This window comes from Xanthobacter versatilis (assembly GCF_043193975.1).
GTDB classification, from domain to species: Bacteria; Pseudomonadota; Alphaproteobacteria; order Rhizobiales; family Xanthobacteraceae; genus Xanthobacter; species Xanthobacter autotrophicus_E.
This window is the reverse complement of sequence record NZ_JBAFVB010000003.1, coordinates 251870-272129: the sequence shown is the minus strand read 5'-3', so window position 1 is coordinate 272129 and position 20260 is coordinate 251870. Positions and strand designations below refer to the sequence as shown.

Sequence of the window (20260 nt, the reverse complement as noted above, 5' to 3'; positions counted from 1 at the left end):
GGATCAGCCCTGCTGACGCCAGACGCCGAAGCGGCGCGCCTTCACGGTCGCGCTGCCGGCGGCCGAGAAGTAGAAGACCAGCCAGGCCGAGAGCCAGCCGCGGCTGCCGGTCGGGATGGTGAGCCGCTCGGTCTCGCAGACGAAGCTGTAGGCGCCGGACGGCAGGTTGCCGGCGGAGGTGCCCACGAAGCCGTCCTCGGTGGTGGTGGTGGCGCCGGCGCGGTTGCATTCCAGGTGCACGCCGCAGGACTGGAAATTGGTGGCACCCGAGGCCACGTCCAGCTCGGCATTGGCGTAATAGGTCTCGCCGACGATCTCCAGCTCGGAGACGAAGTCGCACTTGACCTTGAAGACGCCCGCCGCCCCCGCCGTGAGGGCGAGCTGGAGATCATTGCCATAGGCCCCCGCCGCCACCGAGCCGACGATGGACGAGCTGGCCGGCGCCGAAATGCCGGTGATGCCGGCCGGCACCGTGCCGGTCATGATGCCGCTGCCGGTACCGCCGGTGGTGGTGAGCCACAGCGGGTTGGAAAACAGCTGCATGCCGCCATTGGCGAACACCTGGCCCGCCGAATAGACCAGGCCGTCGCACGGCGGGGCGATCTGCTTGATGAGGTCGGCGAACGCCTTGCCCAACACATAGGCCCCGGCGGTGAGGCCGATGTGAAGGCCGTCCCCCGAATAGGCGGGGTTGAGGGTCATGGGCTGGGACGGGTCCATGACGACGGCGGCCGCGTCGAACAGGATGGCGCCGCGGTTGGCACGGCAATAGTCGCGGACCTGCCGGTTGTAGCGGAACACGGCGCCGCGCGCCTCGGGCGTCGTGAAGCTGTTGCCCCCAGTCTCGGTGATCAGGATGACGCCGCGGCCGGTGGCGGTCCAGGCATCGGCCACCGGCTTGATGTTGACCGTGAAGTGATCGACCGTGTTGGACAGCTGGCCGATGTCGTTGGCGACGCCGTAGAGCACCAGCCAGTGGCTCTTGCAGGCCAGCGCCTGCGTCACGTTGGCGGCCGCCAGATACTGGTCGGAGCGCTGGCCGGACACCGCGAACGATTTCTCCACCCGCATCCGCTGCCCCGAGAGGGCAAGGCCGCAGCGCAGGAAATTGGCGCCCTGGCGCATCAGCTTGGTGCTGGGATCGTTGAAGAAGCCGGCGAGGCGGCTGTCGCCGATCAGCACCAGCGTGGAACGGTTGTAGCCCTGCGCGGCCTGCCGGGCGGCGGCGAAATCGGGATCGTCGGTGAGGAACATCAGGCAATCCTTCCATAAAGGGCCTGGCCGGCGCGGGACGACAGGACGCTGCCGCCGCGCCCCTTGAGGCGGCCATAGGCGATGCCGCCCACCACCCTGCGCAACGGCAGGCCGGCGCGCCGCCGGAGCGTGGTGAGCGAAAGCGAAAGCGAGAGCATGGGAAGCTCCTTCAGCAGGCGTCAGCGATCGGCGAGGGCGTAGATGGCAAGGCCCGTGCTGGTGCCGGTGGCCCACACCCGCCGCACCTGGCAGGGCGGCAGCGGCTGGAGGCCGGGGAGCGCCAGCACGTCCACCGTCTCCGCATCGCCCCCGGCCACCGGGGTGATGCGGATGGTGGCGACGCCGCCGGCCACGTCCTCGGGCACATAGACCCACAGGGCCTTGGCATAGGTGGCGAGGTCGGCGCCGTCGGCGGGGGTGATGCGCGTGAGCTGGCGCGCCGGCGACGACAGGGAGGACGCAAGCCCCTTCAGGGGATCGCGGGTGGGATCGTAGGGCATGGGGATCTCCGATGGGTGGAAAGGCGCACGGGCTCAGGCCTGCGGCGCGGAGCACAGAAGAAGGTGGAGGGCGACCCGCACGGTGCCGCCGGTGAAGCTGCCGCCGTTGGCGGTGAGGCGCACCGGCGTCGCGGCATAGAAGGCGGTGGGGCCGATGACCCCCACATTGGCGGAACCCGCCGCCGCCCCGAGGCTGCCGCCAAACTTGGCGGCCTCGCCGGAAATGCCGCAATCATAAGAAGTTGCGCCGGTCACGGCGGTGAGCGTGCGGGTGGAGACGGCCAGCACGATGGCGCGGTCCGGGATCGTCATGGTGGTGGCAACGAAGCTGCCGGACAACGCCACATCCTCCTCCATCACCTGGCCGGCGATGGCCCCGCGATGGGCGCTGGCGGCGAAGGGCGAGACGAAGGCGCCGCCGTCAAAAACCGCGAGCCGGCCCTCGTCGCGGATGAAGGCGAGGAAGCCCTGCGCCACCGGCAGGAAGTCGAACGCGCCCTGCTCATAGGCGGCGATGGTGCCGGCGTGTCCCGCGAAGGCGCCGCTCGCGCCGGCCGGCACGAACCAGCGCGCCCCCTCGGCGGGGGTGGCCGGCGGGGCGGCGGCGGTGGCGCTCTCCAGCACCAACTGCACGAAGGCATCGAGGCGGCGGATGGCCTCGTTATGGGTGACATGCTTCTGCGCCTGCGCCGCCGCGATATAGGGCAGCGCCAGGTTCGCCGACTGGTCGGTCATGGGGGCCTCGGGAGGGTTGGGAAGAGGAGGCGGAGGCGCCGGCGTGCCCCGCCGACTGGGGCGCAGCGGAAGGAGAGCCGGGGCTTAAGATGCTGTTCGGAAATCAAAAAGGAGGAATTGCCGCAATCACCCCCGCCATGCCCGGGCTTGTCCCGGGTATCCACGCCGAACCGCTTGCAACAACCTACGAAAAATCGTTTCCAGCCTGGCCGCGTGGATGGCCGGAACCTGCATGTTTGCGGGGTCCGCTCCCGGAGGCGGGCGTCGGCAACAGCCGACGTCCAGGACAAGCCCGGCCATGACAGTGGCAAAGCCCCGGCGAGGGCTGCGGGCGCCATCCGGCGCCGTTTCCAACCGGCCGGCTAAGGCACCACCACCGCCGTCACCGCCGCGCCAAGGCCGACGCTGGCGGAGCGCTGGGCGACGCGCACGGTGAGGGTGGCTTGCGGCGTGCCGAAATCGGCCAGTTCGTCGGCGACCCCATAGAGCAACTGCGGCGCGCTCACCTCGAAGGCACGCACCACGCTGGCGCCGGAGAGGATCTCCACCCGATAGGCCTCGCTCGCCTCGCCCAGGGGCACCTCCAGCGCGTCCCAGCCATCGCCGGCGATGCGGGTGCGACGGATGAAGGAGAGGGCCACGCCCTCCGCCGTGCGCCGCCCGCGCACATGCACCGGCGACAGCGGACGCAGGGCGAGGCCGGAGGCGGTGGCGGTCACTTCGGTGACATCCTCCGATCCCTGGTCGTCCCGCGCCAGGCCGACCCGGTAGATGGAGCTGCGCCCCAGCGCCGAGAGGCCGCTCGCCACGCTCACCAGCGTGCCGTCGATGCGCACGAGGCGCGTGCCCGCAGGCCAGATCGAAGCGCCGGCCGCCTCGGTGCCGGCAAGGCCGCGCAACAGGCCGGAGAGGCGGTAGGTGTCGGTGTCGATCAGTTCGGCGCCGGCGAAGGCGATGAGTTCCAGCGCCCGCCCTTCCACGACCAAAGCAGCGAGATTGGCTCCGGCCAGCACCTCGCTCTCGCGCGCCGGAATGACGAGCGAGGATTGCAGCAGGACATCCACGCTGCCGGAGCGATCGAAGCGCCAGACCGGCCCCGGCGGCAGGTCCGTGATCAGCGTGCCGAAGGTGGCGGAGGCGGTGACCGGCGCCACCGCCTCGAAGCTCTCGCCATCGCTGGAGCGCCAGATGGCCAGCGTCCCCGGCCAGGGCGTGGCGGCGGCAGCAAGATGTTGCAGCGGCACGGGCTCCGCCTCCGACAAGGCGGGCAGGTCCAGCACCATCACCTCCGGCGGGCCGGACACGGCGGGCAGCGCCACGCTGCCTCCCGAAGCCTGCGCCAGCGCCGCGTCGAACACCTCCGGCTCGATGCTGCGGGCGGTGACGGCCAGCGCCTCCCCTTCCTCCACGCGGGTGATTTCCAAGAGCCGCGCCCGCCCGTCGAGCGTGAGGCGCACCAGGTCGCCGGGCGTTAGCGCACGCAGCGAGGGCGGCAGCGAAAAGGTGAAGGTCTCCCGCCCCGCCCACAGGTCCTGCAGCCAGATGTCTGCGGCCCGCACGATCGTCGCGTCGGAGGCCACCACGGCAAGGTCTGCATGGCTCACATGGCGGCTGCCCCCCTTGAGCCGGCGGGAGGCGACGGTGGCGCGGCGATAATCCTTCAGGCTGTCCACGAAGCCGATGGAAACCTGAAGCGGCAGTTCGCTCTCCTGCGCGCGGGTGGAGGAGACGAGCGGGTCGTCGGCGCTGCGCACCAGATCGTCGGTGCCGATCTCCCTCACTGTCCCGACACCATGGGCGCGGAAGGCGATGCGCCCCTCCGCCTCCCCGGCCTCGAAGGCGAAGGCGCGGGCGAGCGGCTCCAGCGCGTCGCGGCCGGCCATGGGCTGGTCCACCACATAGCCGTCCACTCCGCCGGAGAGGCTCGCGGCGTCCACATCGCTCACGCCGAAATCGGCGCAGAGCGTCGCCACCAGCCCGTCCAGCGGCGCACCGCCGAGGCGGCCGGTGAGCCAGTGGCCGGTGGCCCAGTTGGCGCCGTCCGCCCACACGCTCTCGGCGAGGGGGAATTGCGGGAAGGGCCGCGCGTCCCAGGTCCAGGCGAAGGCCTCTTCCACCATGCGCCCGCCATAGAGCGGTGCGAGCGGATTGTCGGCTTCGTCTGCGTCGGGGGCGAAAGTGCCGAGCACCGCCTCCAGGAAGCGGCGCTGGATGAGGTCGTCCCGCGCGCCGGTGGAGAAGGGCGGCAGGGCATTCTCGGACGACTTGGCGTCGGGGAAGACGCTCGGCCGGTTGGCGCCCTTGTCCACGGCGGGGCAGCCGGTCTCCATCAGGCGGATGGGCTTGGCGCCGGGGGCGAACGCGGTGGGCGTCGCCAGGCGGGTGCCGGCGATGCGCTCGTGATGGGCATTGGCCCACCACGATTTCAGGTCCTTCTGGCGATACAGCCACGGCTCGCCATAAGCGCCGTCGGTGATGGGCGTGCGCACCTGCGCGGCGCGAGCGGCGTCATCCGCATAGAACCAGTCGAACCCCTCGCCCGCGCTGAGGTTGGCCTTCAGATAGGCGCGGTCGTGGATGTCGGCGGCAAGCGTCGCGTCGAGATGGCCGGCTCCGTCGCGCCAGTCGGAAAGCGGCGGGTAGAAATCGATGCCGATGAAGTCCACCGCCGGAGCGCTCCACACCTGATCCAGCGGAAAGCGCACGTCGCCGTTGGCCATCACCTGCGCGCCGTATTCCGTCCAGTCGGCGGCATAGGAGACGCGGGTCTCGGCGCCCACCACCGCCTTCACATCGGCAGCGAGGGCGGCCAGCGCGGCGGCGGCGGGAAACGCACCGGTGTCGTCGGTGAGGCGGGTGAGCGCCACCATCTCCGAGCCGATGAGGATGGCCTCCACGCCCCCCGCCGCCACCGCGAGATGCGCGTAGTGCAGCACCATGCGCCGCAGGCTCCATTCGGCCGGACCGTGATAGAGCACGGTCGAACCAGTGCGGGTGAAATCCCCCGGCCCGGCGCTGCCGAACAGGGCCGCCACCTGCGCCCGGCAGGCGGTGGTGCCATCCACCGTACCCGGCCGGCCCGGCGCCGGATCGCACACGATGCGCCCGCGCCAGGGATAGGCCGGCTGGGCGCTCGCGCCGCTCCAGGGATCGGGACGGGTGTTGGCGACGGGAATGTCCATCATCACGAACGGGTTCAGCGTCACCTTCAGGCCGGCCGCCTTGAGCCGAGCGACGGCCCGCACCACGCTGTCGTCGGAGGGCGTGCCGCCATAGGCGGAGCGGCCTTCATACTGGGAGACGGCGAGGGCGCTGAAGCGGGTCTCGCCGCCCACCGTCCAGTCGATGGAGGTGGACTTGTCGGTGCGCTCGGTGCGCGGGCGCACGGTGCAGGCCCCGGCCCTGAGGTCGTCACCGAACCAGGCCACCACCAGGGACACCCGCTCCACGTTCGGGCAGGTGCCGGTGAGCTGGTCGATGGCCACCTCGAAGTCGCTCGCCGCAGTGCTCACATGGCGGTTCTCACGGCTGAAGCGCGCCGGCCCGTGCAGCTGGCGCACGGTGCGCGGATCGTAGGCGAACTCGCTGGCGCCGGGGATGAGGGTCACCGCCCGCACCTGCCGTTCCAGCGCGCCCACCGCGCGCTCCACCTCCACCGTGATCTGGGGCAGGCGATTGCCGTAGTCGGTCAGTTCCAGATTCTCAAACACCACATAGGCGACGCCGCGATAGGAGGGCGTCGCGCCGGCTCCCTGCCGCGCCTCGATGAGGGGATCGGGCACCTGCGCCTCGTCGCCCAGATGCAGGCGCACGGTGAGGCGGCGGGTGTCCATGAGCTTGCCGTCGGCCCAGATACGGCCAATGCGCGACAGCGGCCCTTCGCAGACCGCCACGGCGAAATTGCCGTAATAGGTGTAGGTCGTGGTGGTGGGCTGGGACGCGCCGAGGCTGCCACCCTTGCCTCCGGTGGACTGGGTGGCGGTGGTGGCCACCTCCTTCAGCTTCGTCGCCCAGATCACCTGCCCGGCGAGGCGCGCGCGGCCATAGACGCGGGGCAGCGGCGTGCCCTCGGTGGAGCCCATCACGTCGAGGTCGGTGAGGCGCGGGCCTTGGGTGTTGCGCGAGCGGTTGCCGCCGAACAGGGCGCCATCGATCACCGCGCCACCGAGGGCGCCCAGCGCCCGCCCGGCGATGGCGCCGACAGGGCCGAACAGCGCGCCGCCGACAAGGCTGCCGGCCGCGCCGAGAAGCAGGGTCGCCATAAGGTGTCCTCAAGGGTTTGGAATGGGGCGCCTATTCGATCCCCGGAAAGGCGAAGGCGAAGGCGAGGCGCCGCCGCCACCAGGGCGCCAGATAGCCTTCGCAGACGTGCGCGCCGTCATAGGCGTGGATCATGCTCCCACCCTCGGCGAGGATCGCGGCGTGCTTGGCCGGAAGATGGGCGCGGAAGCGGAACAGCAGCACGTCGCCGGGCTGCGCCGCCTCCACCGGAATGGCGACAAGGCAACGCCCGGCCGCCTCCGCCAGGGTCTCGCGGCGGCCGGCCTCAGCCCAGTCGGGCGCGTAGGAGGGCATGGCCTCCGGCTCGGGGCCGACCAGCTCCCGCCACACCCCGCGCACGAGGCCGAGGCAGTCCGTCCCCTGCCCCTTCAGCGAGGCGCGATGAAGATAGGGCGTGCCGATCCAGCTTCGCGCCTCTTTGAGGATGGCGGCGCGGGTGAGGGACGCGGTCATTCCAGGAGGCTCCCGTCGTATCCGCCCTCGCCGGCAATAGCGACGGCGATGACGAAATCGTTGCCGGGCATGTGGGGGAAGCCACGGAAATTGAGTGCGTTTGAGAAGCGGTCGCGACAGGTGGCGAACTGCTTGTCGCAGCCTGCGGTAAGCGTGATGCCATCCCCCTCCGCCACCGCGAAGGGCGGGCGCTGCCAAAGCCGCAGCAGCACCCCTTCGGCATCCACGAGATGCGCCTTCACCTCGGTGACGAAGCCCGCATTGGCGCCGCTGGAAAGCCGTGCACGGCCGCGGGCGAAAGCCCCCTGCGCGAAGGCTGAAAGACCGGTGACGCGCAGGCTCAGCGCGCCTTCCACCGCCACCACAGTGGCGCTTGCCGCATGGGCCGGGAGGGTGAGATCCACCCCGCAGCGCGCGTCGCCGAGATCGGCATCACAGCTGCTCGACAAGAGCCGCCCGCGGGTCTGGTTGAGGCCATCGGAGAGGCTGCGGATCTCGGCGGTGAAGACGCCGTCCTGGGCCCGCACCTCGCCGATGGTGCCGCGCCTCAGCAGCAGGACCTGCGCGGGGTCCTGCCAGTTCACCAGCAGGTGGTCGATGGCGGCGCCATCATAGAGGCCGGCGGCAAGATCGTCCTCCGACAACGCATCGTGGGAGAGCGCGCCGGACACCTCTGCACCCGTCACGGACAGGCCCGAGGCCAGCGTGCTCTGCGAGCCGGAAATGCCCGACGCCGCCTTGCAGGTGACGCCATCGACCACGAGGTCGCGGTCATGGTCGGTGAAGCCGGTGACGAGGCCGTCGCGCCGGGTCACGCGCCAGGCAAAGCACAGGGTGGTGGCGCCCGATGCAAGATGGGCCGCCAGCACGGAAGGAAGGGTGCGCATTTCGCCTCACACGCGGATCTCGATGACGGGGATGCGCGGGATGTCGCCCGCGGCGAAGGCGGTGAGATTCACCTCGAGGAAATCGGTGTCGAAACGCACCGGGACATCGAAGGAAAAGCCGGCCGACACGACAGCGGCGGCGGGTGGGATGAAGGCCATCGCGAAGGTGATTTCTCCGCGCGTCGCATCGAGTGAAAAGTGCGTGCCTTCAATGCGTTCCACCCCGTTCACGGCGACGCGCACGCTGCCTGGCACCGGCTTGGTGATGGCCCGTGCATAGGGCGCGTGAAGGCTGCCGTAGGTCTTCGCTAGGGCGAAGGTTACGCGCGTGCCGTCGCCGGTTCCGATCACCTGGTCGAGGGGGGTCACCGCGTGTCCCGGCGGTGCCGAGGAATGGTCGAGCCGATCGCGCCAGCGGAAGCCGTAGAGGCGCCCGCGCCGCTCCTCGAAAAAGCTCACCACATCGGCGAGCGCGGTGAGGCTTTTCACCCCGTATCCAGCGTCCCAGCGCCGACGCGAATCAGCTTGTCGCGTGTTGCGCTCCTCGCGTCCGGATGCGGTGGTGATCACCTCGGTGACGCGCTCGGGGCCGCCGGAAGCGCCCAATGCGACCTCCAGCGGGAACAAAATCTCATGGAAGGCGGCCATATGATGCCCCTATTCCCCAATTCTTAGGCGAAAACAGTAGAGATGGCCTTGACATAGTTGAACGTGACGCCTTGACTTTGCTCCGCCCCGTTGAGCATGGAGCGAAAGCATGGCCACCAAGCCCGCAAAAAAGCCGGCCGCCGCCGCAGAGAAACCCGCCGAAAAGGCGCCCGCCCCGAAGGCTGCGGCGAAGGCCGCTCCCAAGGCGGCTGCCGCCAAAGTCGCCGCACCGAAGAGCACAGCACCCAAGTCCGCAGCTGCACCCGCCGCTGCCCCGAAGGCCGCCGCACCGAAGGCCCCCGCGAAAGCCGCGGCGCCCAAGGCCGCCGCTCCCAAGGCGGCTGCAAAGCCCGCCGCTGCCCCGAAGGCTGCTGCGAAGCCCGCCGCCGCCAAGAAGGCCGCGGCACCCAAGGCTGCGGCTGAGAAGCCTGCTGCCGAGAAGCCCGCGCCGAAGGCCGTCGCGGCCAAGTCGCCGGCACCGAAGGCTGCGTCCGCCAAGGCGGCCAAGCCCGCCGCCGAGAAGCCTGCGAAGGCCCCGGCCAAAGCCGCAGCAAAGCCGGCCGCCAAGTCCGCCGCCAAGCCCGCCGAGGTGAAAGCCCCCGCGAAGGCGGCCACTCCCAAGCCCGCGGCCAAGGCTGCCAAGCCCGCTGCTGCGAAGCCTGCACCGGCACCTGCGCCGGAAGCCAAGGCTGCTGCCCCTAAGGCTGCCGCTCCCAAGGCTGCTGCGAAGCCGGCCGCCAAGAAGGCCGCGGCTCCGAAGCCTGCTGCTGCGAAAGCCCCCAAGGCCGCCGCCAAGAAGTGAGTTCGCTTCCCCGATGACCGGCGCTCGGCGTACTGCCGGGGCGCCCCATCGGAGCGAGACAGGCCTGTCGCCCACGGGCGGCGGATGAACAGGGCCCGCATCCGGATCGGCAGGACGGATGCGGCCTGTGTTTGCGTTTCCAAAGGCTGGCGACGCGTTCGCATGGCCCGTCTTCATTGCGCGGTTCCGGGATCGGCAGATTCCAGATCGAGCGGATGACGAGATCGCCTATTCGAAGCTCCGGCTGTTTCGAGGCTCCGGCTATCGGCCCGCATCCCTTGCCGGCCCAAGCCGGTGTTGCGACGCTCCGGTCCGGAGCCGTCGCGCTTGAGCCCGGCGTCGGTGAGGCGGGTCGCGGCCGGCGCCTCGTCACCGGCATCGGGTCATCCAAGAGCTTTATGCGCTGAGAGGCCCTGAAGGGCACTTGCGCGCGACGCGTCCGCACGGGCTCCGGTCACCGTCCCGCGCAGGCTGCTCGCGCAGCCTCCCCGCGCATCGTCACCCGGATGGACCACGCGCGGATCGACCTGCGTCTCGACTTGGTCGGATGCTGCCTTCACCTGAATCGAGAGCGCGACACACCCATCAGCGTGAGCGCATCCGACCGGGTGGTGCGCCGCGCCGGAGGACGTCGGCACGGCAACCGCACTACGGTTTTTCCAATGCCGCCTTGACGTTAAGGCATCCACCCGCCCGCGCGGTGGGGATTTTCGTGTGGCCACCGGCGCGCTATGGTCGGCTGTCCCGCCTTGACGCGGCGGGCACAATCTGGACCCGCACCATGCCTGACGCCGCTTCCTTCCCGCCCTGCCCCGCGCCGCGCTCGCTGCGTCCTGCGCCCGTGGGCCGACGCCCGTCGCGGGTGGTCGGCGGCCTGGCCGCAGGCCTCGCCGCGCTCCTCCTGGCCGCAGTCCCTCTGGCGGGGAGCGCGCAGGCCCAGTCGGCGGCCGCGAAGAAAGAGGACACCAGTTGCGCCCAGTACGGCGCCGGCTTCCAAAAGGTGCCCGGCGGCACCTCCTGCGTGCGCACCGGCGCCACCGTGCGGGCGGAAGGCTTCAGCGGCACCGCCCTCACCGGCGCACCGAACCAGTTCGGCGGCACCCCGTCGGGCGGCGGCACCACCACCACCGAGACTGTCGATCCGTGGAAGAGCGCGCGCTGAAGTTTAGGAAAGAGTATATCCCCTCCCCTCACGCCCCGCGCTGGCCGCGCGCCACCGCCCGCGCCACGAGGCCCGACAGATAGGCCTCCGAGCGGCGGAAGCCGGCCACGTCCGGCGTGGAGACATTCACCGTCACCGCCGCGCGTCCCGCCCCTTCGGCCGAGCGCACGCCGAGCCTGCCATCGGCGCCGCGCGCCAAAGGCAGGATGGCCTCCGCCCCCTTCTCGCCCATGAGGCCGAGGCTGGAACCGCCAAGCGGAAAATAGGTGGGTGCCGCCACCACCCCGCCGCGCGCGAACGGCATCACCCGCCCCTCCGAGATCACCCCGCCCTGGGCGAATCCGAGCCCGCCGGCCGCGCCCGACAGCAGCGAGGAGAGCCCGCTTTCCAGCGGCTTCAGGGCCGCCGTGAGGGCGAGATTGGAAAGCCGCGCGGCCAGTTGCTCCAGCACGCCGCCGAGGTCCTTGCCCTGCACGGCGATGCCGGTGAAGGCGGAGGCCAGCGCCGAGGCAAAACCCTTCGCCGACACCTCCACGTCCCCCAGCGCCGCCTTGGCGTTGCGGGTGTCCACCTCGATGGCGATATCGACGGTCTCGGTCATGGCAGAACCTCAGGACGGATCGGGGAAGCGCTTCATCAGCGCGGAAAGATCGGGGCGCGACAGGTGGTCCGGCGCGGGTGGCAGCAGGGCCGAGACGGCGGCGGCGAGTTCGCGCGGCGTCATGCGCCAGAAAGCATCGGGGGCAAGCCGCAGCAGGCCGAAGCCGGCGCCCATGGCCGCCGCCCAGGGAAAGGGACGGTCGGCGTCGGGCTCCGGCATCAGGCCCGCTGCGGCGGCGGAGGGGACGCCGGCACCTGCCCCGCCCCGTCGGCCGCGAAGGTGATGGCCAGCAGGTCGGCGACGATGCGGGCAAATCCGGCCGCGCCGCCATCGGCACGCATGCGCTCCACCTCGGCGAGGGTCACGCTCTCCCCCGCCCCGTTGAGGCCGGCGGCGATGATGCGGGCGGCATCGCGGGCCGAGAGCCGGCCGGTCTCGAAGCGGGTGGCCAGCGCCATCAGATCGTCGGCGCCGAACGCGCTCTCCAGTTCCGCGAGGGCGCCGAGGGTGAGCACCAGGACGCGCGCGCGTCCATCGAGCACGGCCGCGATCTCGCCACGTCGGGCATTGGGCATGGGATGTCCTTTCTCGAAGGCGCTCGCCTCACAATGCCGCGAAGGCGAGCTCCCCGGCGCTTTCCAGCGTCAGGTCAAAGGTGACCTCGCGGTCGTGCTCGGCGGCGATCTCCAGCGCGGTGATCTGGAACGGCCCGGTGATGGTGCCGAAATCCGGGATCACCACCTGGCAGGAGGCCAGCGCGCCGGAGAAGAAGGTCTGCCGCACCAGCGCGTCGGAGGCGGCATCCTTGAACACGCCGGAGCCGGAGACCGACGCCCGCTTCACTCCCGCCCCGTCCAGCAGCTCGCGCCAGCGCCCGGCGCTCTCGGAGTGGGTCACGTCCACGCTCTGGGCGTTGAAGGCGAGGGTGCGCGAGCGCAGCCCCGCCACGGTGGTGAACTGGGTGCCGTCATGCATCTTCAAAAGCAGGTCCTTGCCCTTCTGCGCGGCCATCGTCTTCTCCGAAAATCAAAGGGGCTCGGTGACGGCGCGAAACCGCACCAGAGCATGGAAGGTGCGCCCGTCACTCTCGCGGCGGACCTCGGCGGTGGTGGCGCGCAGATTGGCGAGCTTGTGCCCGGCGAGCGCCAGCGGCGCGTCATGCAGAGCGTGGGCGACGGCCTCCGCCACCGCATAGGCCTCAGCCCTCCCGCCGGAGCGGGAGAAGACGTGGAGCGTCAGCGCCTGCTCGGTTCCGGCCTCGGTGGCGGTGGACCAGTCGGCCACCACCGCCTCGCCGAGCGCCACGAACGGGAAGTCCGCTTCCGCCGGCGGCACGTCATGGATGCGCGGGCCGCCCAGGAGCGCGAGAAGCGCCGCATCGGCGACGAGGGCGGCGTGGAGCGCCGCGCGCAAGGCGAGCGCCGGGCTGTCGAGGGGGATGCTCACGGGCGCCTCCGGGCGAAGGCGAGGCGGATGCGGTCGAGCACCGGATCGCCGGGCCGCCCCAGACCGCCGCGAATACGCGCCAGCAGCGTGGGATCGGCGACGCGCACCACCGGCCGCTGCGGCGATCCCGCGATGGCGGCGGGGACGCCGCCTTGCGGGGGGATCTCGGCATCGATCTCGGCTGCAAGCTCGTGCGCGGCGCGGCCGGCGGCTTGCGCCTCCGCCACAGGCAGGTGGCGGGCGGCGAGGCGCTGGGCGAGGCCCTGAAGGCCGCGGGTTCCGATGGTCGCCTTCATGTCTCCTCCTCCCGGCAGCGGATGTGGTGGAAGCGGCCGCGCCCGTCCGCGTCCACCACCGCCTCCACATGGAAGCGGCGGCCGGCATGGAGCAGGCGGTCGCCGGCCGCGATGGTGTTGGGCGCGCGCACAGTGAGGCGCAGCAGGCGGTTCGCGCGCGGACGCTCCTCGGCGAGGCCGTAGTCGGTGGAGAGCGGTTCGATGGCGCCCCACAGCACGTCCACGGTGAGGAAGGTGCGCGCGATGCCGCCGGCCCCGTCGGGCAGGTCCACGGCGGTCTGGTGCGTCAGGCGGTGACGCAGCGCCCCGACGCTCACAGACGCACCACGCGATAGGGCGCCAGCAGCGCCCGCGCGGCGGCGGGCAGCGCGGAGGTGTCTCCCGGCCCGTCGCGATGCTCGTAGAAATGCGCCACCAGAAGACGCACCGCCTGCACCAGGTCCGCCGGCACATCGGCCGCGGCGGGGCCATAGCCGGCAGTGAAGGTGATGACGATGCCGCCATGGCGCACCAGCGGCGCGCTCACCCGCGCGGGCTCCACGCGGAACAAGGCGGGGGCACGATCGCCCACCAGCGTCAACGCGCCGGCGGGCAGCGCCACCGGCGTGCCGTCCGCCGCCGCCACGGTGGCGCTGAGGATCTGGCGCACCGGCGACAGCGGCGCCGGGATGATGCCGCGCAGGGGCCAGGCATCGAGGCTGAAGCGCCAGGTCTGCTCCATGAGCGCGCGGCCGGTCTCCACTTCCACCCGGCGCCGGGCGGCGGTGACGAGGGCGTCGAGAAGCGCGTCCTCGTCGGTATGGTCGATGCGCAGATAGGCCTTCGCCTCGGCGCGCGTGAGCGGCTCGGCGGCGGGGCCGGCAACAAGGTCTGCCATGGGAGGCTCCGGTGGATGTTGGGGGTGGGCGGACGACGGCGGGAGCGGCGATCATCACCCGCGCGATGCGCTCCCTCCCCCGCCTGGGGGAGAGGGCTCTGCGACGCGCGGGGGCCTGTCGCCCCGCAGAAATACGGCGTGCGGCCAAGCCCAAGACGCCCCGTCCGACGCGCTGTGACACAGGCGCATCGCCCCGCGCGGAAAGGAAATTCCCGGCCCTGCCCGCCATTGACGCACCGGGCGGCGGGCGGCAGAAACGGGAGATGATCGCCCCACGCCTTCCCGTCCTCGCGCTGGTCGCGACCCTTCTTGCGCCAGGTGCGGCACAGGCCATCATGGGCGGCGGGCCGGCGGCGGCGGAGGTGGCGGCGCAGACGGTGCTCATCGTCTCCACCCGCGGCGCCTCCTGCACCGGCGCGGTGCTGGCGCCCGATCTCGTGCTCACCGCCGCCCATTGCGTGGCGCCGGCGTCGGACTATGCGGTGGCCATCATCGGCGACGGACCGCCGAAGCTCGTGCCGGCCAAGCGCATCGCCGTGCATCCGCGCTTCGATGCCGGCCAGTTCCAGATCCACCGGCCGACCCCCGACCTCGCCCTCGTGAAGCTTGCAGAACCCCTGCCCGGCCGCTTCCGCACCGCGCGGCTCGCCAGCGCCGACGGCCTGCCCGAGAAGGGCACCCCCTTCCTGCTCGCCGGCTATGGCGTCGTTGCCGACGGCCAGGGCAAGAGCGCCGGCACGCTGCGCACGGTAGCGCTGTCCTCCATCGGCATCACCGGCGGCATCATGGTGCGCCTCTCGGCGCCGGAGGGCGCGGCCGGCGCCTGCACCGGAGATTCAGGCGGCCCCGCCTTCCGTGACGGGGCGGTGGCGGGCGTCACTGGCTGGGCCACCGGGCCGGGGGGCAGCCGCGGCTGCGGCGGCGTCACCGGCGTGACCCTGGTGTCGCTTCATCGCGACTGGATCGAGGCCACCGCGAAAAGCCTCGGCAGCCCGCTCGGCAGCGGGAGGTAGGAATGGCCCCGGCCGCATCGCCCCGTTTTAGGCGCGCCGGCCGGATCATCGCTGCTGCCGTGCTCGCCCTTCTCGGCGTCGGGCCGGCCTTCGGCCAGAGCACGGGCGAAGCCGCCCCGGAGAAGCCGGCCGCAGCATCGCCCACCCCGCCCGATCCCACGCCCCGCGCGGGGGGCGAAACGGTGGACCAGGCCATCTGCCGCCTCATCGACGCGGCGGCGGCCAAAGAGGGCCTGCCGGCCGCCTTTCTCACCCGCCTCATCTGGCGCGAAAGCTCGTTCCGGCCCCACGTGGTGAGCAACAAGGGGGCGCAGGGCATCGCCCAGTTCATGCCCGGCACGGCGAAGGAGCGCGGGCTTCAAAATCCGTTCGATCCGGAGGCGGCGATCCCGGCCTCAGCGGCGCTGCTCGCCGACCTCAACCGCCGCTTCGGCAATCTGGGGCTGGCGGCGGCGGCCTACAATGCCGGTCCCGGGCGCGTCTCCGGCTTCCTCAACGGCGGCGGACTGCCGGAAGAGACGCGCGCCTATGTGCGCATCATCACCGGCCGCCCGGCGGAGGACTGGGCGGCGCTGCGGCGGCAGGGTGCGGACAAGGGAGCCGACAAGGCAAGCGAGGCCCCGGCGCTGCCGCAGGAGGCCTGCCTTGCCACCGTCGCCGCCCTGCGCAAGGGCGCGCCGGCGCCGCTGGCGGGCGAGCCGGCCAACCCACTGTTCGCCCCCTGGGGGGTGCAGATCTCCGGCAATTACTCACGCGACATCGCCCTCGCCTCATTCCGCCGGGAGGCGACCCGGCATCCCGCCGAATTCGGCGACCTGACGCCGGTGATCGTGGCGACGCGGGTGGGCGGGCGCGGCCCGCGCACCTTCTATCGCGTGCGCCTGCCGGCCCAGACCAAGGCCGAGGGCATGAAAATCTGCGACCGCCTGCGCAAGGCCGGCGGCGCCTGCCTGGTGCTGCCGAACTGAGGAGGCGGGCGGGGATATCCCTCGACCGGTCGTAATGCGGCTCCCACCCGACCCTCACCCGAACGGGGAGGGTTCACCGCCGCCATCGCCCCTCCCACCGTCGCCGTCCGGCTTGACCGGACGGCCCATGGCCCCGCCAGGGAAGATGCAGCCGTAACACCGTGGAGGCTGGGACACGCGGAGAGATGGACCCTCCGGTCAATCCGGAGGGCGACGGGGGTGAGAAGCGGACCCCACCCCGCACCCGGGAGAGGGTTTTGCGGCGGTCCCGGGCGAACGCTCCCCCCTCAGCTCGCCGCGAACTTCAGCAGCTTGGCGGCGTCGAAATCCTGCACCCCGCCGCCCACGCGCTTGGTGGTGTAGAACAGCACGTAGGGCTTGGCCGAATAGGGATCGCGCAGCACCCGCACCCCGGCGCGGTCCACCACCAGGTAGAAGCGGCGGAAGTCGCCGAAGGCGATGGCATAGGCGTCGGCCGCCACATCCGGCATGGCCTCGCTCTCCACCACCGGGAAGCCCATCAGGCTCGCGGCCTGGCCCACCCCGGCGGGCGGCGCCCACAGGTAATTGCCGTTCTCGTCCTTCAGCTTGCGCACGGCGCCCTGCGTCTGCCGGTTCATGACGAAGGTGGCGTTCTGCCGGTAGCCGGCCTTCAGCGCATAGACCAGATCCAGCAGCGGATCGGCCGGCGTCGCGGACGGGAAGGCGCCCGCAGCCCCGGTGGCCACATAGCCCACCTTATCCCAGGCCCAGGCGCTCTCGGCCACCTTGGTGTAGGCGAGGAAGCCCTTGGGCTTGGCAACGCCATCGCCGGTGACGAAGGCCACCCCCTCCTGGGTCGCGAAGGCGGTGTCCACCTCGGTGGCCAGCCACTCCTCCACATTCACCTGCGCATCGTCCAGCAGCGACTGGGTGGCGGCGGGCATGGCGTAGAGCTCCATGGCCGGGAAGGCCAGTTCCGCCAGCACCGGGCTCGCGGTTTCCGGCCGGGCCGCCGTCTCCGCCGCCCAGCCGGAGACCGGGCCGGAGGTCATGAACGGCTTGCGATAGGTGCCGCCGCCGATGGTCCGCACCGAGGCCAGCGCGCGGATGGGCGAGAGCACCGCAAGGCGCCGGCCGATCTCGGTCTCGGTCTCCGAGGGCACGAGGTAGCCGCCGGCCTCGCCCGAGGCGGAGGACAGGGCCTTCGCCTCCAGCGCCTTCAGGCCGCCGGCCTCGCCGTGGCGCACATAGGTGGCGAAGGCATCGGTGTGCTCGCGGGTGGCGGCGGGCGCCTCGGTGCGCTCCGGCGCGGCGCCGAGCGCGGGCCGGCGCGCCTTGGTGGCGAGGGCGTCGAGCCGCGCCTTGTGGGTATCGAGGGCGGCATCGATGCGGGCCAGCTGCTCGGTGGTGAGCACGTCGGCGCTGCGCCGCTCCATCTGCGCCAGGCGGGTGTCGTTCACCTGCTTGTAGGTCTCGAAGGCGGCAAGGAAATCGGCCACGGCGGAGCTGGCCTCGGCGGAAGTGGCCTCGGCGCCGGCCACCTTGGTCTCAGGCGCGCCGGCGGCGGTGCGGGCGATGTCGGGATGGGACATGAAAACCTCTTTTGCGGTGAACGAAAATCAGATGCGGGAGCCCGCGCGCAGGCGGGCCGCGGCGGCGGACAGCAGTGCCGCGGGGGCGGCCGGCGGGCGGGCGATGCGCGCCCCCGGCTGCATGGGGAAGGTGACGATGGACACCTCCCACAGGTCGATGCGCGACAGCCGGCGCAGGCGGGTGCGCGGATCGGTCCGCGCCTCCACCGCCTTGAAGCCGATGGAGAGGCCGTCGAGCGCGCCCTCTGCGATCAGCGCCGCGCATTCACGGGCGCGCACCACGTCGGGGGAGAGGCGGCCGCGCACATAAAGGCCGCGCGTGTCCTCGAATGCCTCGGTCCACACTCCGATGGGCTCGGCCGGATCGTGCTGGTAGAGCAGCCGCACGCCGCCCGCGCCCTGCCGCGCGAGGCTCGCGGCGAAGGCGCCGGGCAGCACCAGGTCACGGCCGAGGTCGGCCACGTCGAACAGGCAGGCATAGCCCTCGATGGGAAAGCCGTCCGCCATGGGTCAGCTCCGCTCGGTTGGGGCGGCCGGGGCCTTCTTGCGGCGCCGGCTCTTCTCGAGCCGCTCCAGGGTGGCGACGAACTCGCGGAACACGGTGCCGGCGGCCTGGGGAGCGGCGGTCGCGGGCGCCTTGAGGCGGGAGGGGGCACCGGTGAGCGCGCGGATGCGCGGCCCCGGCCCCTTCTGAAAGGGTGAGCGCATGAAGATCTCCGGATGAGGGAAAAGTCAGGGAAGCTCGTCGAAACGGGCGTTGAAGCGGGCCAGCTCGCGCACGAAATCATCCATGCGTGCGCTGGCGCGGGAGACCTCGCCCAGCGCACGCCACAGCCCGGCGGACGCGGCGAGCGCCCACAGCAGCAGCGCCAGATGCGCAAGATCGCCCCGCTCCGCGAAAGTGCGGATGAGGATGTCCATGGGGGTGGTCCGGATTGGGGGGATGCGGGGCGCGCTGCCACGCAACAGTTGTCACGGCTGGTCAGACGGCGGGGAAGAGCGCGGAAGCTCTTTTCGTCCCCCGCCGCTCTAACCCCTGCCGCGCGAACCCGAAGCGCCCGTCATGGCCGGGCTTGTCCCGGCCATCCACGCGGCGGGGCCGGGAGCGACCTCAGGCAATTGTGCGAACGGCACCGCGTGGATGCCCGGGACAAGCCCGGGCATGACGGTGGTTAGGTGATCATATCTTCGTACAGATCACGCCATTGCGGATTCGTATCCAGAATAAGCCGCGCCTTCCAGGCACGCGACCAATGCTTGATCGCCTTCTCCCGCTGAATAGCCAGCGCAATTTCGGTGTGATCTTCGAAATACACCAGTTTGGTCAGGCCATAGCGTTTCGTAAAGCCATCTGCGAAGCCCTGCCGATGCTCCCAAACCCTGCGAACGAGATCATTCGTCACGCCGACATAGAGCGTACCGTTCGGCCTGTTCGTCAGGATATAGACCCAGCCGCCGCGCATTCGGCGAGAGTTAGCCAAGGAGCCCAGGCTTCACAAGGCCTTCACCCCTCACACTCGTCATGGCCCGCTGCACCTTCGGCCCTCACCCCCGCCGCCGTCCCCCCTCGCCATAGCCCGTCGCGGCGCGCTTCTCTTCATCGGTGAGGAAGTCGGCGGCGCCGATGCGGGCCCACAATTCGGTGCGCTCGGCGGAGAGGGCTTCGGCCTGGTCGAGGTCGGGCACCAGCGACAGGCCGCCGCCATAGGCCGGGCCGAGCCACAGGGCGAGCGCGTCGCACACCCGGCGCACCAGCGGCACCACGCTCTGGCGCCATAGGGCACGGTTGGCTTCGGCGTAATTGGCATAGGTGTTGTCGCCGGGAATGCCCAGCAGCAGCGGCGGCACGCCGATGGCGAGTGCGATCTCGCGGGCGGCAGAATTGCGCGCGGCCTCGAAATCCATGTCCTTGGGCGAGAGCGACAGCGGCCGCCAGTCGAGCCCGCCCTCCAGCAGCAGCGGGCGGCCGGCGTTCACAGCGCCCTGGAACGAGGCTTCCAGCTCGCCCTTCAGCCGCTCGAACTGCTCGTCGGAGAGCGCGCCCGAGCCGCTGTAGACCAGCGCGCCGGAGGGGCGGGCGGCATTGTCGATGAGCGCCTTGTTCCAGGCACTGGCCGCATTGTGCAGGTCGAGGGCCTGGGCGGCCGCCTCCAGCGGGGCGAAGCCGTAATGGTCGTCCAGCGGGTTGAAGGCGGTGAGGTGCAGGATGGCCGGCACGTCCTCGCCCGCCACCAGCGTGTCCTGCGGGATGCGCACAGTGCGCGCGCCGAGGGTGTAGTCATAGGCCTCGGGCCAGCCGTCGGAGCCGGGCACCACCTTCACCCGGTCGGGGCGTAGCAGGTGCAGCTCGCGGATCTCGCCCTCCACCGCCACCGCTTCCACATAGGCGTTGCCGGCCACCATGAGGTGGCTGCAGATGGCCTCCATGAGGGAGGAGCCGGTGAGGCGCGGGTTGGGCCGGCGCATGAGGTCCAGCAGCGGATGGACCTCCAGCTCCTCCCGCCCGGCCATGAGCAGCAGCGGCAGGGCGGAAGCGGATTCGCCGATGAGCCGCACCGCGCGATAGGCGATGGCATTCTTGGAAAAGCCCTCGCGGGCCAGCGATGCATAATCGCGCGGGGTCCAGCGCGGCCGCCCGGCGGAGAACAGGGCGATGAGGGGGGCGGCGCGGCTCGCCTTCTCCTCGGGCGGACGGCGGCGGAAGGTGCTGAGAAGCTCGGCCAGCATGAAGGGCTCCGGAAACGAAAAAGGCCGCCCGGAGGG

26 protein-coding genes are annotated in these 20260 nt (G+C 71.4%); 4 read left to right on the top strand and 22 right to left on the bottom strand.

The annotated features are described in order from the left end of the window. Window positions 1-3 precede the first annotated feature (3 nt). From V5F66_RS08785 to V5F66_RS08750, 8 genes are all read right to left on the bottom strand, one after another. Window positions 4-1254 carry an SGNH/GDSL hydrolase family protein gene (locus V5F66_RS08785; RefSeq protein ID WP_394093660.1) on the bottom strand — a complete coding sequence of 417 codons (1251 nt, stop codon included), beginning with the start codon at window positions 1252-1254 and terminating at the stop codon, window positions 4-6. Next, complete coding sequence (locus V5F66_RS08780) at window positions 1254-1412, bottom strand: hypothetical protein (protein ID WP_393999024.1); 159 nt, start codon at window positions 1410-1412, stop codon at window positions 1254-1256. The genes V5F66_RS08785 and V5F66_RS08780 overlap by 1 nt, the downstream gene beginning before the upstream one ends. A 21-nt stretch (window positions 1413-1433) precedes the next feature. Then, window positions 1434-1754 carry a spike base protein, RCAP_Rcc01079 family gene (locus V5F66_RS08775; RefSeq protein ID WP_012115150.1) on the bottom strand — a complete coding sequence of 107 codons (321 nt, stop codon included), beginning with the start codon at window positions 1752-1754 and terminating at the stop codon, window positions 1434-1436. A gap of 33 nt (window positions 1755-1787) precedes the next feature. After that, on the bottom strand, window positions 1788-2489 hold the full coding sequence (locus V5F66_RS08770) for a DUF2793 domain-containing protein (RefSeq protein ID WP_394093659.1): 702 nt from the start codon (window positions 2487-2489) through the stop codon (window positions 1788-1790). Window positions 2490-2851: 362 nt separating this feature from the next. Next, window positions 2852-6751 carry a baseplate multidomain protein megatron gene (locus V5F66_RS08765; protein ID WP_394093658.1) on the bottom strand — a complete coding sequence of 1300 codons (3900 nt, stop codon included), beginning with the start codon at window positions 6749-6751 and terminating at the stop codon, window positions 2852-2854. 31 nt (window positions 6752-6782) lie between these two features. Beyond that, the gene (locus V5F66_RS08760; RefSeq protein WP_394093657.1) at window positions 6783-7223 is read right to left on the bottom strand and encodes an NlpC/P60 family protein; all 441 of its coding nucleotides are present in this window, start codon (window positions 7221-7223) and stop codon (window positions 6783-6785) included. Beyond that, a complete protein-coding gene (locus tag V5F66_RS08755; RefSeq protein WP_393999028.1) occupies window positions 7220-8110 on the bottom strand; it encodes a DUF2163 domain-containing protein in 891 nt (296 codons plus the stop codon). Before V5F66_RS08755 ends, V5F66_RS08760 begins: the two co-directional genes overlap by 4 nt. Before the next feature lie 6 nt (window positions 8111-8116). Beyond that, a complete protein-coding gene (locus V5F66_RS08750; RefSeq protein WP_394093656.1) occupies window positions 8117-8758 on the bottom strand; it encodes a phage distal tail protein, Rcc01695 family in 642 nt (213 codons plus the stop codon). Between the two features lie 109 nt (window positions 8759-8867). On the opposite strand from V5F66_RS08750, the gene V5F66_RS08745 reads away from it, so the two are divergent. Further along, window positions 8868-9560 (top strand): hypothetical protein, encoded by a 693-nt coding sequence (locus V5F66_RS08745; protein ID WP_394093655.1) that lies wholly within the window; start codon window positions 8868-8870, stop codon window positions 9558-9560. 781 nt (window positions 9561-10341) lie between these two features. After that, window positions 10342-10722, top strand: a complete 381-nt coding sequence (locus V5F66_RS08740; protein ID WP_394093654.1) for a hypothetical protein — start codon at window positions 10342-10344, stop codon at window positions 10720-10722. Between the two features lie 28 nt (window positions 10723-10750). On the opposite strand, the gene V5F66_RS08735 is transcribed toward V5F66_RS08740, so the two are convergent. From V5F66_RS08735 to V5F66_RS08700, 8 genes are read right to left on the bottom strand one after another with little or no spacing between them, the layout of a single operon-like run. After that, window positions 10751-11323 carry a phage tail tape measure protein gene (locus V5F66_RS08735; protein ID WP_394093653.1) on the bottom strand — a complete coding sequence of 191 codons (573 nt, stop codon included), beginning with the start codon at window positions 11321-11323 and terminating at the stop codon, window positions 10751-10753. A gap of 9 nt (window positions 11324-11332) precedes the next feature. Further along, window positions 11333-11542, bottom strand: a complete 210-nt coding sequence (locus tag V5F66_RS08730) for a rcc01693 family protein (protein WP_012115140.1) — start codon at window positions 11540-11542, stop codon at window positions 11333-11335. After that, window positions 11542-11898: a gene transfer agent family protein gene (locus tag V5F66_RS08725; protein ID WP_394008115.1), complete on the bottom strand. Its 357-nt coding sequence runs from the start codon at window positions 11896-11898 to the stop codon at window positions 11542-11544. Before V5F66_RS08725 ends, V5F66_RS08730 begins: the two co-directional genes overlap by 1 nt. 28 nt (window positions 11899-11926) lie before the next feature. Then, the gene (locus V5F66_RS08720; protein WP_012115138.1) at window positions 11927-12334 is read right to left on the bottom strand and encodes a phage major tail protein, TP901-1 family; all 408 of its coding nucleotides are present in this window, start codon (window positions 12332-12334) and stop codon (window positions 11927-11929) included. 15 nt (window positions 12335-12349) lie between these two features. Continuing rightward, the gene (locus V5F66_RS08715; RefSeq protein ID WP_394008117.1) at window positions 12350-12769 is read right to left on the bottom strand and encodes a DUF3168 domain-containing protein; all 420 of its coding nucleotides are present in this window, start codon (window positions 12767-12769) and stop codon (window positions 12350-12352) included. Beyond that, a complete protein-coding gene (locus tag V5F66_RS08710) occupies window positions 12766-13065 on the bottom strand; it encodes a hypothetical protein (RefSeq protein ID WP_394093652.1) in 300 nt (99 codons plus the stop codon). Before V5F66_RS08710 ends, V5F66_RS08715 begins: the two co-directional genes overlap by 4 nt. Continuing rightward, window positions 13062-13382, bottom strand: a complete 321-nt coding sequence (locus V5F66_RS08705; protein WP_394093651.1) for a phage head closure protein — start codon at window positions 13380-13382, stop codon at window positions 13062-13064. The genes V5F66_RS08710 and V5F66_RS08705 overlap by 4 nt, the downstream gene beginning before the upstream one ends. After that, complete coding sequence (locus tag V5F66_RS08700; protein ID WP_393999035.1) at window positions 13379-13942, bottom strand: head-tail connector protein; 564 nt, start codon at window positions 13940-13942, stop codon at window positions 13379-13381. Before V5F66_RS08700 ends, V5F66_RS08705 begins: the two co-directional genes overlap by 4 nt. A gap of 263 nt (window positions 13943-14205) precedes the next feature. Between V5F66_RS08700 and V5F66_RS08695 the strand changes: the two genes are divergently transcribed. Both V5F66_RS08695 and V5F66_RS08690 read left to right on the top strand, forming a co-directional pair. Beyond that, complete coding sequence (locus V5F66_RS08695) at window positions 14206-14955, top strand: S1 family peptidase (protein ID WP_393999036.1); 750 nt, start codon at window positions 14206-14208, stop codon at window positions 14953-14955. 2 nt (window positions 14956-14957) lie between these two features. Further along, window positions 14958-15923 carry a lytic transglycosylase domain-containing protein gene (locus tag V5F66_RS08690; protein WP_394093650.1) on the top strand — a complete coding sequence of 322 codons (966 nt, stop codon included), beginning with the start codon at window positions 14958-14960 and terminating at the stop codon, window positions 15921-15923. A gap of 287 nt (window positions 15924-16210) precedes the next feature. Here V5F66_RS08690 and V5F66_RS08685 read toward each other — a convergent pair whose 3' ends face one another. The 6 genes from V5F66_RS08685 to V5F66_RS08660 all read right to left on the bottom strand — a co-directional run bounded on the left by V5F66_RS08685 (window position 16211) and on the right by V5F66_RS08660 (window position 20224). Then, window positions 16211-17497, bottom strand: coding sequence for a phage major capsid protein (locus V5F66_RS08685; protein WP_394093649.1), 1287 nt, complete (start codon window positions 17495-17497; stop codon window positions 16211-16213). A 27-nt stretch (window positions 17498-17524) separates the two neighbouring features. Then, window positions 17525-18004, bottom strand: a complete 480-nt coding sequence (locus V5F66_RS08680; RefSeq protein WP_012115131.1) for an HK97 family phage prohead protease — start codon at window positions 18002-18004, stop codon at window positions 17525-17527. Between the two features lie 3 nt (window positions 18005-18007). Beyond that, window positions 18008-18205 carry a hypothetical protein gene (locus V5F66_RS08675; RefSeq protein WP_012115130.1) on the bottom strand — a complete coding sequence of 66 codons (198 nt, stop codon included), beginning with the start codon at window positions 18203-18205 and terminating at the stop codon, window positions 18008-18010. A gap of 24 nt (window positions 18206-18229) precedes the next feature. Further along, window positions 18230-18418 carry a hypothetical protein gene (locus V5F66_RS08670; protein WP_041575689.1) on the bottom strand — a complete coding sequence of 63 codons (189 nt, stop codon included), beginning with the start codon at window positions 18416-18418 and terminating at the stop codon, window positions 18230-18232. 251 nt (window positions 18419-18669) lie between these two features. Continuing rightward, window positions 18670-18960, bottom strand: a complete 291-nt coding sequence (locus V5F66_RS08665) for a GIY-YIG nuclease family protein (protein WP_394093753.1) — start codon at window positions 18958-18960, stop codon at window positions 18670-18672. Window positions 18961-19042: 82 nt separating this feature from the next. Then, window positions 19043-20224 (bottom strand): phage portal protein, encoded by a 1182-nt coding sequence (locus V5F66_RS08660; protein WP_394093648.1) that lies wholly within the window; start codon window positions 20222-20224, stop codon window positions 19043-19045. Window positions 20225-20260 lie beyond the last annotated feature (36 nt).

Bases quoted from the DNA above. Each gene is read 5' to 3' on its own strand.
- V5F66_RS08785 (WP_394093660.1), bottom strand. From the start codon at position 1,254: ATGTTCCTCACCGACGATCCCGATTTCGCCGCCGCCCGGCAGGCCGCG.
- V5F66_RS08780 (WP_393999024.1), bottom strand. From the start codon at position 1,412: ATGCTCTCGCTTTCGCTTTCGCTCACCACGCTCCGGCGGCGCGCCGGC.
- V5F66_RS08775 (WP_012115150.1), bottom strand. From the start codon at position 1,754: ATGCCCTACGATCCCACCCGCGATCCCCTGAAGGGGCTTGCGTCCTCC.
- V5F66_RS08770 (WP_394093659.1), bottom strand. From the start codon at position 2,489: ATGACCGACCAGTCGGCGAACCTGGCGCTGCCCTATATCGCGGCGGCG.
- V5F66_RS08765 (WP_394093658.1), bottom strand. From the start codon at position 6,751: ATGGCGACCCTGCTTCTCGGCGCGGCCGGCAGCCTTGTCGGCGGCGCG.
- V5F66_RS08760 (WP_394093657.1), bottom strand. From the start codon at position 7,223: ATGACCGCGTCCCTCACCCGCGCCGCCATCCTCAAAGAGGCGCGAAGC.
- V5F66_RS08755 (WP_393999028.1), bottom strand. From the start codon at position 8,110: ATGCGCACCCTTCCTTCCGTGCTGGCGGCCCATCTTGCATCGGGCGCC.
- V5F66_RS08750 (WP_394093656.1), bottom strand. From the start codon at position 8,758: ATGGCCGCCTTCCATGAGATTTTGTTCCCGCTGGAGGTCGCATTGGGC.
- V5F66_RS08745 (WP_394093655.1), top strand. From the start codon at position 8,868: ATGGCCACCAAGCCCGCAAAAAAGCCGGCCGCCGCCGCAGAGAAACCC.
- V5F66_RS08740 (WP_394093654.1), top strand. From the start codon at position 10,342: ATGCCTGACGCCGCTTCCTTCCCGCCCTGCCCCGCGCCGCGCTCGCTG.
- V5F66_RS08735 (WP_394093653.1), bottom strand. From the start codon at position 11,323: ATGACCGAGACCGTCGATATCGCCATCGAGGTGGACACCCGCAACGCC.
- V5F66_RS08730 (WP_012115140.1), bottom strand. From the start codon at position 11,542: ATGCCGGAGCCCGACGCCGACCGTCCCTTTCCCTGGGCGGCGGCCATG.
- V5F66_RS08725 (WP_394008115.1), bottom strand. From the start codon at position 11,898: ATGCCCAATGCCCGACGTGGCGAGATCGCGGCCGTGCTCGATGGACGC.
- V5F66_RS08720 (WP_012115138.1), bottom strand. From the start codon at position 12,334: ATGGCCGCGCAGAAGGGCAAGGACCTGCTTTTGAAGATGCATGACGGC.
- V5F66_RS08710 (WP_394093652.1), bottom strand. From the start codon at position 13,065: ATGAAGGCGACCATCGGAACCCGCGGCCTTCAGGGCCTCGCCCAGCGC.
- V5F66_RS08700 (WP_393999035.1), bottom strand. From the start codon at position 13,942: ATGGCAGACCTTGTTGCCGGCCCCGCCGCCGAGCCGCTCACGCGCGCC.
- V5F66_RS08695 (WP_393999036.1), top strand. From the start codon at position 14,206: ATGATCGCCCCACGCCTTCCCGTCCTCGCGCTGGTCGCGACCCTTCTT.
- V5F66_RS08690 (WP_394093650.1), top strand. From the start codon at position 14,958: ATGGCCCCGGCCGCATCGCCCCGTTTTAGGCGCGCCGGCCGGATCATC.
- V5F66_RS08685 (WP_394093649.1), bottom strand. From the start codon at position 17,497: ATGTCCCATCCCGACATCGCCCGCACCGCCGCCGGCGCGCCTGAGACC.
- V5F66_RS08680 (WP_012115131.1), bottom strand. From the start codon at position 18,004: ATGGCGGACGGCTTTCCCATCGAGGGCTATGCCTGCCTGTTCGACGTG.
- V5F66_RS08675 (WP_012115130.1), bottom strand. From the start codon at position 18,205: ATGCGCTCACCCTTTCAGAAGGGGCCGGGGCCGCGCATCCGCGCGCTC.
- V5F66_RS08670 (WP_041575689.1), bottom strand. From the start codon at position 18,418: ATGGACATCCTCATCCGCACTTTCGCGGAGCGGGGCGATCTTGCGCAT.
- V5F66_RS08665 (WP_394093753.1), bottom strand. From the start codon at position 18,960: ATGCGCGGCGGCTGGGTCTATATCCTGACGAACAGGCCGAACGGTACG.
- V5F66_RS08660 (WP_394093648.1), bottom strand. From the start codon at position 20,224: ATGCTGGCCGAGCTTCTCAGCACCTTCCGCCGCCGTCCGCCCGAGGAG.